The 14,574-nt window shown below is 44.8% G+C and carries 12 protein-coding genes; 9 read left to right on the forward strand and 3 right to left on the reverse strand.

Annotated elements, in window-relative coordinates; genetic code table 11:
• Positions 1 to 65 precede the first annotated feature (65 nt).
• The 6 genes from JMY00_RS12250 to JMY00_RS12275 all read left to right on the forward strand — a co-directional run bounded on the left by JMY00_RS12250 (position 66) and on the right by JMY00_RS12275 (position 5,730).
• Positions 66 to 671, forward strand: coding sequence for a 3'-5' exonuclease (locus JMY00_RS12250; RefSeq protein ID WP_201580341.1), 606 nt, complete (start codon positions 66 to 68; stop codon positions 669 to 671).
• Positions 672 to 822: 151 nt separating this feature from the next.
• Positions 823 to 2,865, forward strand: a complete 2,043-nt coding sequence (locus JMY00_RS12255) for a D-alanyl-D-alanine carboxypeptidase (RefSeq protein ID WP_201580342.1) — start codon at positions 823 to 825, stop codon at positions 2,863 to 2,865.
• Positions 2,866 to 2,928: 63 nt separating this feature from the next.
• The gene (locus tag JMY00_RS12260) at positions 2,929 to 3,414 is read left to right on the forward strand and encodes an ABZJ_00895 family protein (RefSeq protein WP_057758504.1); all 486 of its coding nucleotides are present in this window, start codon (positions 2,929 to 2,931) and stop codon (positions 3,412 to 3,414) included.
• Between the two features lie 185 nt (positions 3,415 to 3,599).
• A complete protein-coding gene (locus JMY00_RS12265) occupies positions 3,600 to 4,148 on the forward strand; it encodes a YetF domain-containing protein (protein WP_201580343.1) in 549 nt (182 codons plus the stop codon).
• 81 nt (positions 4,149 to 4,229) lie between these two features.
• Positions 4,230 to 4,718, forward strand: coding sequence for a 23S rRNA (pseudouridine(1915)-N(3))-methyltransferase RlmH (rlmH, locus tag JMY00_RS12270; RefSeq protein ID WP_101204969.1), 489 nt, complete (start codon positions 4,230 to 4,232; stop codon positions 4,716 to 4,718).
• A 121-nt stretch (positions 4,719 to 4,839) separates the two neighbouring features.
• A complete protein-coding gene (locus tag JMY00_RS12275) occupies positions 4,840 to 5,730 on the forward strand; it encodes a class III extradiol ring-cleavage dioxygenase (RefSeq protein WP_201580344.1) in 891 nt (296 codons plus the stop codon).
• A gap of 29 nt (positions 5,731 to 5,759) precedes the next feature.
• Here the strand turns inward: JMY00_RS12275 and JMY00_RS12280 are convergent, their stop codons facing one another.
• Positions 5,760 to 7,253, reverse strand: coding sequence for an amidase (locus tag JMY00_RS12280; protein WP_201580345.1), 1,494 nt, complete (start codon positions 7,251 to 7,253; stop codon positions 5,760 to 5,762).
• A gap of 324 nt (positions 7,254 to 7,577) precedes the next feature.
• Positions 7,578 to 10,910: a DNA translocase FtsK gene (locus JMY00_RS12285; RefSeq protein ID WP_240990745.1), complete on the reverse strand. Its 3,333-nt coding sequence runs from the start codon at positions 10,908 to 10,910 to the stop codon at positions 7,578 to 7,580.
• 587 nt (positions 10,911 to 11,497) lie between these two features.
• On the opposite strand from JMY00_RS12285, the gene trxB reads away from it, so the two are divergent.
• From trxB to JMY00_RS12300, 3 genes are read left to right on the forward strand one after another with little or no spacing between them, the layout of a single operon-like run.
• Entirely contained in the window at positions 11,498 to 12,520 is a 1,023-nt protein-coding gene (gene trxB, locus JMY00_RS12290; protein WP_201580347.1) for a thioredoxin-disulfide reductase, read from the forward strand.
• Positions 12,521 to 13,327 (forward strand): leucyl/phenylalanyl-tRNA--protein transferase, encoded by an 807-nt coding sequence (gene aat / locus JMY00_RS12295; RefSeq protein WP_201580348.1) that lies wholly within the window; start codon positions 12,521 to 12,523, stop codon positions 13,325 to 13,327.
• A 29-nt stretch (positions 13,328 to 13,356) separates the two neighbouring features.
• Positions 13,357 to 13,791, forward strand: a complete 435-nt coding sequence (locus JMY00_RS12300; RefSeq protein WP_179799610.1) for a MerR family transcriptional regulator — start codon at positions 13,357 to 13,359, stop codon at positions 13,789 to 13,791.
• Positions 13,792 to 13,885: 94 nt separating this feature from the next.
• Here JMY00_RS12300 and rimI read toward each other — a convergent pair whose 3' ends face one another.
• Positions 13,886 to 14,389 carry a ribosomal protein S18-alanine N-acetyltransferase gene (rimI, locus tag JMY00_RS12305; protein WP_240990746.1) on the reverse strand — a complete coding sequence of 168 codons (504 nt, stop codon included), beginning with the start codon at positions 14,387 to 14,389 and terminating at the stop codon, positions 13,886 to 13,888.
• Positions 14,390 to 14,574 lie beyond the last annotated feature (185 nt).

Below are 14,574 nucleotides of genomic sequence, written 5' to 3' on the forward strand. Positions count from 1 at the left end.
AGAGACTCCATAAATAGAGAGATTTTTATAAATACAAAAATAACATAGATGGATGAGCAACCAATATGAGCTGGTTACAGCAGTTATCTTGCGCTTGGCAAAAGACGCAATTACAGCGTCCAGAGCTGGCCTCAATGTTTACGACACCTTCGGCTGAGCAGTGGGTGGCGATTGATTGCGAGATGACAGGGCTGAACCCCAAGAAGCATCACCTGCTGTCTGTGGCAGTGATACATATTAATGGCAATACCATCGACACAGGTAATGGCATGCATTTGGTTTGCAGACCTCCTGTGATGCCAGACCGCGACACTATTGTCATTCATGGCTTGCGTACCGCCGATGTTGAACATGGCATGAATTACGATGATATGTTGGCACTGCTGCTACCATTCATAGGTAATCGACCAATCGTTGGATTCTGCACACAGCTAGACATGGCTTTTTTGAATCCTTTGGTCAAACGCTATATAGGAACCTCGCTACCAAACGAAGTCATAGATTTGCGGCACCTGTACAGTCGGCGTATCAGCGGACATACACAAGGGCTTTCTGGACAAGCTCAACATCTGAATCGTATTCTAGCCCATTACAACATTCCTGAACTGGGCGCGCATGATGCTTATAACGATGCTGTCATGACGGCGATGGCTTTTCTACATGTGCGTTAGCAGTAAAGCATGCTCTCAGTTCAATCTGTAGTTAGAGTTAGTTACATAAATAAGGGCGTCGTTATTGCTAAAATTGTACTGCTGACATCGTGTGCGGAAACAGCAACTCATGTTACCATAGGCTGTTTTTGCCACCTGATGAAAGATGCTCATGCGATACCCTTCTAAACGCCGCCATTACTCTACTGCTGCAACCAAAATCAACACGCTTTGTCGTCATTTGCGACCGCTAAACCAACCTAATAAACGTCTATCTAGGTTAGCGTTATTGGCAGCGGTTATAGTCGCACCGATACATGCTCAAGCCGTGTTACCAGCAGCCATTCAAAAAGCCTTGGCACGTGCCGATTTGACAGAAGCGGATATCAGTATCGTTATTACACCTGTAGGTGACAAGACTGCCAGCCGTCTGCCTGCTCCTATTCAAGTCATTGATAGTGATGAACCTGACAGCCAATCTGCAACTACTATAGTATCTGAGCATCCAGTTACGAACGCCTCTACGGATACAAGTACCAGCGACCCGAGCCACCAGAACGTCTTAATTACCATAGAGCAGCGCACTATTGAGAAGCACGAGCGAAAGATACATACCTATACCGATGACCCTTATACTTATCAGAGCGTAGAGAGCATTCCAACGGTTATTCCTGACGAACCTCAGCATACGCTTGATCAGAATGCCAAGGCCCAAGATACTGAGAGCAATAATAAAGCCTCTATAAAGATTTCATTTTCGCCTTTGTTAGATCACCAGTCTGACATCCCTCGTACGCCTGCCAGCACCATGAAACTCGTGCCTAGCTTTATCGCTTTGGACACTTTAGGGGCAGATTTTGTGTGGCATACACGGGTTTATCACACAGGTATTGTCATCGGCAACCGTCTACATGGTGACTTGATTATTCAAGGAAGTGGCGACCCCAAAATGACCCACGAACGTCTGAAGCAGTTGCTGTATAAAGTGCAAGCATCAGGTATTCGTCATATCGATGGTGACATCATCATCGACAGCGCAGTTTTTAATAATGTTAGTAAAGATCCTGCTGCCTTTGATAACTCACCGCTACGCCCTTATAACGCTAGTCCAGATGGGTTTTTGGTTAACTTTAGCACCATTGGTATCAAAACTTACCCTCAAGATAATGGCCAAGCAAATGTGACCTATAAGCCGCGGTTAGCCAACTATCAGCTGCCTGCTACAATCAATACTCGTGCAGCCAGTTGTGGGCAAGCAAGCTATAGCCTAGCGCCGCAGTGGCAAAACACGCAGCTCGTATTAAATGCCAGTCTGCCAGATAGCTGCGGTGAGCATATCTTCTACGTGGCATATCCCAATGCCAAAGAGTTTGCGGCACACGTCATCGCTGCCAAATGGCAAGCGTTGGGGAATACTTTGAGTGGGCAGGTGATCTCACAAGAAACCCCTTACGATATGACCAAGGCGACGAAACGAGCGCACGGACTTACGGCTATCGCGATGTCTCCTCTACCCATGGTCAGCTATCCGTCGTTGAATTTAACCGAGCAGATTCATGACATTAACCACTTCTCAAACAATGTCATGGCTGAGCAAGTGGCGTTATCTATAGGCGCTTATGATAAAGAAAGGCTGACTCAAACAATACCTGCTAGCACAACTGCGACTAATCCAAGCAGTCATGAAGCCAGTACTAGTAATGAGATGGATAATAAGGTAGCGGCTGTTAAAGCTAATGGTAAAAAGGCTGATAGCTTATATCAATTTGGCAAACCTGCTACGACAGACTATCCAGCAGCCTTACAAACCATCAATCAATGGTGGCAAACCAACCTCAGTACGCCGCCGCCACATTTGACCAATGGCTCAGGGCTTTGCCGCGAGTGTACTATCACCGCAGCCAACCTAAGCGAGCTACTGACTTATGCTTATGGTCGACCAAATTTTGAAGCCTATGTCGACTCGTTAGGGGTCGCTGGGGTTAGTGGCACTATTGCCGCCCATAGCGATCGCTTGCCTGAATCAACAGCCACTGGCCGCGCATGGATAAAAACTGGCACGTTAAATAACGTCACCTCAATGGCAGGTTACGTCAAAGGACTGTCAGGACAGGATTACGTTGTCGTCGGCATAATCAATACTGAGCAAGCATTAAATCCTTATGCCGCTAGGCCTGTGTTAGATGCCATGCTCGACTGGACAGCACAGCGCTGATTTTAACGCTTTAAGACGTTGTATTATCCATACTCTATTTTTTACCTTTATAAAGGTTAGCTTATGTCACGCCAGACAACCAGTCTCAACAAACCCCAGACACTTGTACAAGTGCAGCCTAAACTGGCTCGATATGTTGGTTTTTTTGCGATTGGATACACGCTTGCCAGTACCATATTTATGATGATACAGACCAAACTTGCGCTCAATCCGCAATTGGTCATGGTGGTTTCTATTATCGTGGGTGCTTATATCGCTGTCAGTAAATTTATCAAACATCAGAAGCGAGCATTAGCGCGAGATGAGATTAATAAATTGATGTTTGGTGGGGTTGTGATTGTCTGGATGCTGACGGTCATTTATTTTTCAGCCATCTGGTTTTGGCTGTTTGATACGATAAGCCGTGAGGTATTGTTTGAGATGGCGATGCAACGTCCACTACCCCTGCTTTCATCACTGATGCTAATGCTGGTTCTCACTCTAGTCAGTGCACGAATCAGCCTATGGTCTATCAATCGATTATTAGACCCTATACGCAAATCAACGTAAGTACAAACCATCATCTACAAGGTGCTACAAAGTTTTCCCCTGCTAATGCGTAAAATCCGTTAGGCTAAGTTTAGGGCATGTCATTATTTTAAGAATAGTACTAAAAATGAGACAAAGTAAGACGCGCCCTAGTAAGTAGTATTTTAGCGATGACTTGTTTTACCTTTATAATAGGAGCGAACATTATGGACATGATCTTTTTTGACAACATAGACAAGCTTGGTCGTATTGTTTTGACGACTGTTATGGTTTACGTGTTGATCGTGACAGTCACCAAAGTCTCTGGCAAACGCTCAACGTCACAGCTCAACAACTTCGATTGGATCGTGACAGTCATGATCGGCTCGTTAGGTGCCAGTACAATTTTGCTCAAAGATATTCCCTTTGTCGAAGGGGTTTCGTCTATTTTAGTGCTGTACCTATTGCAATTTGTGGTGACCAAATATGCGTCTGTTTCACCGCAATTTAGTAACTTTATTTTATCAGAGCCGCGTATCGTTTTTTATCAAGGGCAGTTTTTGCCAGATGCCATGCGTGATGAGCGCTTGACGCGCCAAGAAATCGAATGTGCCATGCGTTCTGAAGGGATTAATAGTTTTGACGATGTCGAAGCTATTGTTTTTGAGTCTGATGCAAAATTGACTGTCATTCCAAAGCCAAGCCAAAGTGATAAAAGCGACGATGATCAAGGCGCAGGTAGCAACGTATCAGAGACGATCAACCCTCTGATGTAAATTGCAGACAACAAAGAACGATACAACTATTAAGAACACACCTTAGTAAGCTTGAATTCAATTATCGAGATGGTAAGTATTATGAAAGTAAGGATTTTGACCGTTGGCAATAAAATGCCTAGCTGGGTACAGACGGGTTTTGACGAATATTACAAACGCATTCAACCGATGCTAAGCACAGAAATTGTCGAAATTGCGGCAGCCAAGCGGGCAAAGAACCCTTCAGATGCCAATTTGGCACAGTACCGTGAGCAAGAAGGTCAGGCCATACTAGCCGCTCATAATGCATCAAGCCGCGAGCAATTGTGGGTATTAGATGTCAAAGGCAAGATGATTTCGACCGAAGGACTGGCTGATAAGCTCTCTGATGGCATGCTGCAAGGCGATGATATTGCCTTGGTCATCGGCGGTGCAGATGGTGTCTCGCCAGAAGTATTGGCAAAGGCTGATGCAAAGTTATCACTATCAGCACTGACATTGCCACATCCGCTAGTACGCGTCGTACTTATGGAACAATTGTATCGCGCGATGAGTATCAACAATAACCACCCTTATCACCGTGGTAATTAAATAAAATACTAGGGCATGTCCTCATTTTAAAAATGGGAACACGCCTTAAGCTATTTGTTTGATTTAAAACATCAACCCTAAAATAGATTGAAAAACTGGCGCACGCCCTAATAAATGCAACATGAAATATCCAAAACGTGCGACACCCAACACCTCTAAGTCCTCTCAACAACGTGATGACCATCATAGTGTGCAGACGCCTATCACAGCGGCTGCCGCATGGGAAAATACGTCTGATGTAGCGACAAACACATCTAAGCTACCAGCGCTCTTTATCTCGCATGGCGCGCCTACGCTTGCGATTGAGCAGTCTGCGACGACCAGTGCACTGGCTCGTATCGGTCAAAACTTACCTAAACCACGTGCCATAGTCATCATGTCAGCGCATTGGCAGTCAGCAAAGCTAGAGATTAGTAGTAATCCACAGCCAAAGACGTGGCATGACTTTTCAGGATTTTCGCCTGAACTTTACGACATTCAGTATCCTGCTATAGGCCAGCCAGCACTGGCTGAAACACTTGCGCAGCAGCTGACCGCACGTGGCATTACTTGTAGTGTCAATCCAGTACGTGCTTGTGATCATGGTGTGTGGGCGCCGCTCAGTCACCTGTATCCAGAAGCCGATGTACCTATCGTACAGATATCATTGCCGCAGCATTATGACAGTATTGCCTGCTATCAGTTAGGTGCACAGTTGGCACATCTGCGTGATGAGCAAATTCTCGTCATTGGTTCAGGTAACATTACGCATAATTTGCAAGCATTGCGCTGGGAAGCTAACAGCATCGATCAAGCAGCCAAAGCGTTTAAACAATGGTTGTTGCAGCAGCTCAAGATAGACATTCCCACGGCACTCGATTGGCAGCAATACCCAGACTACAAGGACATTCATCCAAGTGATGAGCACTTGCTACCGCTGTTTTTTGCACTAGGTAATGGTCAGCGCGTCTCTGTCGTTCATCAAAGTATGGCCCATCATAGTTTGGGTATGGATATCTATCGCTTTGATTGAGTGTTATCAATCCAAACTATAGCTTAACCCTACTTCTCAAAAGCGTGTTTGGTAAATAAACCTGCGCGCTCCATCTCACCTGCCACGCTGAATAATGTCGCTTCATCATTCATACGCCCGATTAATTGCATGCCAATCGGTAGGCCGTTTTTGCTCATACCGACGGGTACTGACATCGCGGGTAACCCTGTAACATTACCCAATAGTGTAAAGCCCATCTTACCTAATACAGGGGCACTGAGCTTTTCTATCATGCCTGAGCTAAAGGCATATCTACCCATATTAAAGCCCTTGTTAAGCACCTCGGCGCTACGCATCATCATCTCATCCATACGGCTAGGCGGTAGTACACCATGCTTTACCGCAGGCGTGGGCACAGTCGGGCATAAAATCATGTCGTAGTCTTCTAGTAATAGACCTGTCTGATACTGGCTATGATGCCAGCCATGTTTGGCGTGTGCCAAATCAACCGCTGATAGCGAACGCCCAAGCAGTGCCATATTATAGGTTTGCGGCTCTAGGTTTTTGATCTGGTCAGCCCCAAATTCACGCTCGATGTTATCAATCGTAAAAGCAGTATGCGCGCAGACCACAACGATAAAGTCATGCCAAAACTGCTCGATATTGATTTTTGGCTCGGCTGGTACTACTTCATGACCCATAGACTCTAATTGTTTAGCCGTTTGCACAAGTACCGCCAACACCTCTTTGTCCACTGTCGTATTGGATATCAAAGGCTGCTGATGCAAAGCAATTTTTAGCTTTCGCGGTGCACGCATTGCCGATTGCAAAAAAGTACCGTCTGGCGGAGCTATAACGTAAGGGGCACCAATCTCTGCTCCGCTAGTGGCATCTAGCATCGCCGCACTATCGCGCACTGAACGCGTAATCACATGGTCAGCCACGGCCCCCTCCCAGCCTTCACCAAGATTAGGGCCCATTGGATTACGTCCGCGGCTTGGCTTTAACCCAAACGTACCGCACCAAGCAGATGGAAAACGTATCGAGCCGCCACCATCACCGCCGCCTGCCATCGGTACAATACCGCTCGCAACTGCTGCTGCACTGCCCCCTGACGAGCCGCCAGAGCTGTAGCCTTTTTTAAAAGGATTATGAGTAGCACCATGCGCTTTTGGCTCAGTCGTGATAATCAGACCAAACTCAGGCGTGTTAGTCTTGCCAAAGGTATTAACACCTGTCGCCTTCATCCGTTTGACGATTTCGCTGTCTTTTTCTGAAATAATATTGACGCTGCGACTGCCCATCGTAATCGGCTCGTCGGCAAAACTAAATGATAAATCTTTTAGTAAATACGGCACGCCAGTAAATACACCTGAAGGCAAACCTGCCTGCGCGGCATTGTAAGCGCGCTCATCAAAACGATGCACGATGGCATTTAGCTTAGGGTTGATTTGATTGGCTTGATGGACAGCAGCATCTAGCAATTCTTTCGCGCTGACCTCACCTGAATTGACCAATGCCGCTAAGGCGAGACCATCATACTGAGTATATTCTTTAAACATAACTAACCTTCCTTGGAGAGTAATTTCATTAAGACTATGTAGCATTCATACTTTCTAAAACTGATGACTATTTTTTCATCAACTCTTGTCAGTTTAGTATAAAAAACCGTGCCTGATATTTGATAAACGGACTCGTTAGTCATCTGGATGGTTTCAGTAATTAATGAGCCAGTATACGAATCTACTCTTCGCGCCCTAGAACGTATTTAATAGTAAAAGCTTACTTCTAAACCTACAATTTATGAAAGTATTATCAAGTTTTTTCCATAAAAAAACGAGCCATTCTCATGACTCGCTTTTTCGTTATCAACTTAAGGATTAATCCTACATCAATAGTTCACGCTTGCCACTTTTGCCCATCGAGCTGACTAATCCAGCTTCTTCCATAGAGTCGACAATACGCGCAGCACGGTTATAGCCGATGCTAAATTTACGCTGAATGCTTGAAGCAGAAACTTTACGTGTTTCCATGATAAAGGCCACGGCATCATTATATAAATCATCATCTTCACCAGAGGCATTGGCTGTACTACCACCGCCTGGGCTAGACAATTCAAAGTTGCCTGCCATATTATCAATATAGTCAGGGGCACCGCGCTCACGCCAAGCGTCACAGACACGGTTAACTTCTTCATCGCTGACATAGGCACCATGTACACGGTCCGGCTCAATCTGCCCTGGCCCTAAGAACAACATATCGCCGTTACCCAGCATGTCCTCAGCACCGCCACTATCTAGAATCGTACGTGAATCAACTTTTGAGTTGACTCGTAGTGCCGCACGCACTGGGATGTTGGCTTTAATCAGACCCGTAATTACATCGACTGATGGACGCTGAGTCGCTAGCATTAAATGAATACCTGCAGCACGCGATTTTTGCGCCAAACGTGTGATGAGCTCTTCGGCTTGTTTACCAACTTGCATAATCATATCGGCAAACTCATCCGCGACAATGACAATCATAGGTAAGGTTTTTAGCTTAGGTGCTTGGCTAATACTGACGCTATCATTAGGTCGCCATAGAGGATCGAGCATAGGATTGCCTGATTTCTCCGCCGCGATGACTTTCTTGTTGAACTCATTGAGCTTACGAACCTTTAGCAAACTCATTAACTGATAGCGACGTTCCATCTCGGCCACACACCATGACAAGCTACTGGCGGCTTCCGTCATATCGGTAACCACTGGCGTTAGCAAATGCGGAATATCATTATAGTTAGCAAGCTCTAACTGCTTTGGATCAATCAAGATAAGACGCAGCTCATTGGGTGTATATTTGAGTAGCATCGATAGTAGCATCGAGTTGACCAATACTGACTTACCAGAGCCTGTGGTACCAGCGACCAGCATATGCGGCGCACGCGCAAGGTCAGTAATGATTGGGTTACCACCGATATCTTTACCCATTGCCATGCTAATCTGGGCTTTCGGGTCTTTGAACGTTTCTGTATTGAGCAGTTCAATCAAGCGTACCATTTCACGTTTCTTGTTAGGCACTTCGATACCGATATACGGTTTACCCGGAATCACTTCTACCACACGCAAAGAAGCCATCGATAGTGAGCGCGCTAAATCACGCGAGATACCTGTGACTTTACTAGCCTTCACCCCAGCAGCCAGCTCTACTTCAAAACGGGTGACGACAGGCCCTGGAATAGCATTAACCACAGAGGCTTTTACGTTAAATTCTTGTAGTTTAATTTCTAACAACTCAGACAGTTTTTCTAGCTCAGCCACAGTATAGCTAGGCTTGCGATCAGGATCGGGCTTATCCAATATAGAGACTTCTGGAATAGGCGTTAGACTGCTGCGATAAGCTGCTGTTTGCATCGAGCGTGATTTTTGACTGAAGGCTGCATCATCACTAATATGCGGCATGACCGGTACACTGGTGTCGTCATCACTGTCGTCCTCTGGCATCATATCAGTGATATGATTGCTGCTATCGCCCTCTGGGACAGCAAAACTAACAGAAGGTTGGGTAGCAGTTTTAGGCTCAGGCTGTACATTGGAGACTGGGCTAGTTACTTCCACCGTTGGCGCTGCTTTTGGATTGGCAGGAGGCGTATTGGTTGGTGTCATGTCTGAAACGTCTGACACATCTGGCAATGCAGGCTCAGTCTCTACTGTTATCGGAGCAACTTCAGGCTCAGGGGCTACTGCTGCTTTTTCAGTATGTGGCAGCTCTACAGGCGTATCAAACGGCTGATTGGCTGAATCCTGTGCAAAGCTAATAGGCTCTTCTACGATAGGTTCTAGAGTCTTCTCTGGTACTATTGGCTCAGCTGCTACGGTTTCCTGAATAGGCTTAGAGTCTTCAGACGTTTCTACAACAGATTCTGTAGGTTCTGATATATCAGCATGCTCTGCCAACCATGCTTCTGCTAATTTATCTACTTCTGCAATCTCATGTGTCGTAGAGATTTTAGGCTCAGCAGGTTCAACGACTGGTTGACTGGCCAAATCACTGTGCACTGACTCATCAACTGATGGCTGAGCTAGTGATTCTTTATCATGTATATCTAATTGAGCACCTGCCTCCGTCACTGTAGTTGCTATAGTGGCAGGTACTGCTTTCTCTAACGATGCTGTGGTACTAGTACCCGTTTGGGAATAGTTAGGTACAGGCATAGCCGAGCTGTCCATGCCACTAGCACTGTAAGCCATTTGCTCACTTGCAAGTAAGTCATCGACCGTATTGGCATCATTCCATGCAAAGCTTGGCTCAACTTTGCGAGCAACAGGTGCAGTCAAGTTTGAAACTAATGGCTGGACTGTACTATTAACCGTATTATCAGTAGAGTTATTAAGCGAGACTGTATCGGTATCTACCTGCTCACCTTTTGAGCTATTAGGTGTCGCCGCTGCTTTTGCTGCGATGACAGAGGCTTTGACACTATCTGCCAATCCTGATGTTGCCAAAAAGTCTGACAATACACTACCGAAACGTCCACTACTGCTGACGTCTTGAGTACCGTTAGTATTTTCCGCAGACTGTAACTCAAGTGGCAGCTGCTCATGCTCTACTTTTTTATCTACCGACTCATCTAATTTCTGGCTATCATCTTGTGATGCAATGCTCGGTTCAGTAACTTCAATAGCATCCTGACTTTTTACACCTGAACCAAGCCACGACAGCGCACGAACCTTTTGATATATCGTCATCCAATGGATATTAAAGGCAAACGTAGCGGTAATCACAACGAATACTGCTAAGAAAACCACACTCCCCCACTGCGATAGTAGCTGTGCCAAACGCGCCTGCAATTCTAGCCCGATGATACCACCAGCGACACCTTCGAGGCCGATTGCGTCAGGGTTCGTGACTTGCTGAACTAAAGAGACCAATTGGGCAAATAATGCGCTAGCACTTAATAGCAAAAACACATAAGCGACCAATCGCATGAGCCAAAATGTTGGCTTGTTTTCCCACCAAATCAAAATAGATTCATAAACCACGAATGCCAAAAACCACCAAGCACCAAACCCAAAAAAGCTATATAGCAAATCGGATAACCATGCGCCTGCCTCGCCGCCCATATTATTAATCGTGGTCATGTCACTACTAATGTGCGACCAGCTAGGATCGTTGCCTGTGTAAGTCATCAAAATGACAAACAGATAAACGGCCAGTATTAACCCAAGGAGGGTAAACATTCCCTTTTTTAAATACTCAATAAGCGGTGCTGATATCACGTAAGATCTGCCTTGTTGTTAATACTAAATGGTCGCCAATGCATGACTAAGCCTAATCATGCTGACATAAAGTGTTGACATAAATGTACCGAGCGAAGTGTTTGTTTGGCATGTGCCGATCATAGAGCCTTGAAACAACCGTTATCGCTTGGCTCCTACTACACTTGGCATAACTTCTTATAATAACAAATACATAGGTGCAGTGGCGACAGTCTTATCAAGAAAGCGTGTAAGAAAGTAAATCAGTAGACACTTTGCGTAAGAAAACAGCTGGTTAGCGAAACACGAGTGGCAAAATATGGCTAGCTGTATTGCCTAAATTCTATAAAATACACATGATGTTTCGTACTTATATTCCAAAACCGTTTATCCTTTGATTCTAATGATACCTGTGTTTGTTTTAGCAAACTTGCACTTTGTGCGCTGTGCCCTTATGTTATTATCACACAGCAATTAGAAGAAGCATATTCGTAGTCATTTTTGATATTCGTCTTTTATTATATTTATAACTTACATTTTTAATTCGTATATTTAGCAAGGAACAACTCATGGCAACTGACACTACTGCTCCACGTCACGAAAAGCTCATTATTTTAGGCTCAGGCCCTGCTGGCTACTCTGCCGCAGTCTATGCAGCACGCGCTAACCTCAAGCCAGTTATGGTTACTGGAATGGAAGTCGGTGGACAATTAACCACCACTACCGAAGTCGACAACTGGCCAGGCGATGCGCATGATTTGACAGGTCCTGCATTGATGGAACGTATGAAAGCACATGCTGAACGTTTCGGTACTGAACTGGTCTACGATCATATCAACGAAGTAAACCTAAACGAGCGTCCTTTTCAATTGACAGGTAACAACGGTAGCTATACTTGTGACGCGCTCATTATTTCAACTGGTGCATCTGCACAGTACTTGGGACTAGAATCAGAGACTAAGTTCAGAGGTCTTGGCGTATCAGCCTGTGCCACTTGTGATGGTTTCTTTTATAAGAACCAAAAAGTTGCGGTGATTGGTGGTGGTAATACAGCGGTTGAAGAAGCTTTGTACTTGTCTAATATTGCGTCTGAAGTGACCTTAGTACACCGCCGTGACAGCTTGCGCTCTGAAAAAATCTTGCAAGATAAGCTATTTGAAAAAGCCAAAAATGGTAATGTCAAAATCGAATGGAACCATCAAGTAAAAGAAGTGGTCGGTGATGACATGGGCGTCAATGGCATCGTTATCGAATCGATGATTGATGGCAGCACCAAACAACTAGACACAATGGGTATGTTTGTCGCTATTGGTCATAAGCCAAACACTGACTTGTTCAAAGGTCAATTAGACATGAAAGATGGCTACCTGATCGTTAATAGCGGCCTGAATGGTAATGCCACTCAGACCAGTATTGAAGGTGTGTTTGCCGCAGGTGACGTAGCAGATAACGTCTACCGTCAAGCCATCACTTCTGCTGGTACAGGCTGTATGGCTGCGCTGGATGCTGAAAAGTACTTGGATGCACTGGGCGAAACCGTCGCTCGTGATCACACTTACGATTCAACACTAACTGCAGATAAAGAAGCCTAAATGGGCAACTTTACTCAACAGAACGATAAACACATTACGCCTGAGACTTTAAAAAGTCTTGGGCGTTATGACTTTCCCGATCCTATTTCTATCGATCCTGATGGTATTGGTATCGTCGCTATGGGCGGTGACCTAGCGCCTGAAACGCTGATATCAGCCTACGCTCAGGGGCTATTTCCTTGGTTTAACGAAGATGAGCCTATTGCTTGGTGGTGTCCCGAGCCGCGTTGTGTGATTGTCCCCTCTGCCTATCAACCGAGCAAGTCTCTACGTAAGCAGGCAAATCGCGAACGTTGGCAAGTGACGCTCAATCAAGCTTTTGACGATGTCATACATGCCTGTAGCTTACCGCGCAGTGATGGCCTTAATGACAATCAGCCTGAAGGTGAGCATACTTGGATTCATCATGAGATGATCGAAGCCTATACCAAACTGCATGCGCAAGGCTTTGCTCATAGCATTGAAGTTTGGGACGAAGCAGGTCAACTGATTGGCGGATTATACGGGTTAAAAATAAACGGCATCTATTTTGGTGAATCAATGTTTCATCGAGCATCTAATGCGTCAAAGCTAGCGTTTTGGGGTCTAATGCGCTTATGTGAGCAAAGTGATGTCGCACTCGTCGACTGTCAGCTACCGAATGATCATTTGATGAGCTTAGGTGCGACTACCTTACCGCGTGCTGACTTTCTAACTCAGTTAGACAACTTGATAGGCAGCCAGTCTGTGCCATGGCAAAAGCACTCTCATAAACCGTTAGCCGTATCGCTACTGGATAGCGAATCGCCGTGGCAACTAGAGTTATGATTATCATAACGAAAAAATAAGAGGTTATTATGGCACTTGATACATCGTTTCTATTGATTGGAGAGCTAGCAGCAAAAGCCAATACGACCAAAGATACGGTTCGCCATTACGAGCAATTAGGCCTACTAAAATCTCGCAAGCGTCAGGCAGGCTCACGCCTATATACCGAATTTCATCCAGAATGTATCGAACGCATAGAGCTGATCAAAAGCGCGCAAGCTATTGGCTTTACGCTTACCGAAATCAAAAACAGTCTAAATGATTATTATGATGGTCATTTGGATATTGATTCACAGCTTTTACTCACTCAGCAAAAGCTAGAACAAGTCGAAAAACAACAAGCCAATATCAGCATAATGGTTGAGCTGCTCAGCGAACGCTTGGATATTTTAGGTCGAATGAAAGCAGATAGCGATTATCAGCTTGATGTGGAAGTTTGTAAAAAGAAAATTCATTTGCAATAAAGTTTAAATCTTAGCTAACCCTGCTTTTATATCATAGCGGTTATAGCCACTTTTATTATCACTGCTTATTTTTTATTAAGCTTTACTCTCTTCATTAAATATAAGTGTGCTGCATGATTAATGCATCGATTGCTGGTTCATGTGGCACTTTATAATATCCTTTGCGTCTATGAATGATGCTAAATGCTTGTTGCTCGTATAACGCTATCGCCGCTGCATTATCGGCACGTACTTCTAACAAAAGACTTTCGACCTGATTAAGCTGTAACAGCTCATGCAGTTTATTTAATACCTGTGAAGCAATGCCCTGACGTTGGTACTTTGGATCAGTTCCGATACGCAACACCTCTGCTTGCTCAAAAGTCGTTTGATATAAGCAATAGCCAACTATTTCACAGTGAGAGACACTCTCTTCTTTGGCTTGATCGTAAGCAATCAGCAGACGAATGCTGTCCTGCTCAAGCAACTCTGTCAACGTTTTCTGATTCCAAGCATCATCTGGTTGCACCATCGCTTCTATATCAGCAACGGTTTGAATAACGTTTTCGAGTTCTACTGCATTCGTTGGTAATGCTTCTATCACAAACATGACTTTCATTTAATTAGTCTCATCATTTGGTTGTACTTAGATTATATAAGTAAGTGACCAAATTATTTATTTTTTATCGCAAAAAAAAGACCACCCTAGATAGGATGGCCTTTTTTATGACTAATTCATAAGCTCATTGCTGAGACTTAAGGATTAGTTCAATACGTTAGCAACAACACCAGCGCCTACAGTAC

Origin of the sequence: Psychrobacter sp. Pi2-52 (assembly GCF_904846705.1) — a bacterium.
GTDB lineage: Bacteria > Pseudomonadota > Gammaproteobacteria > Pseudomonadales > Moraxellaceae > Psychrobacter.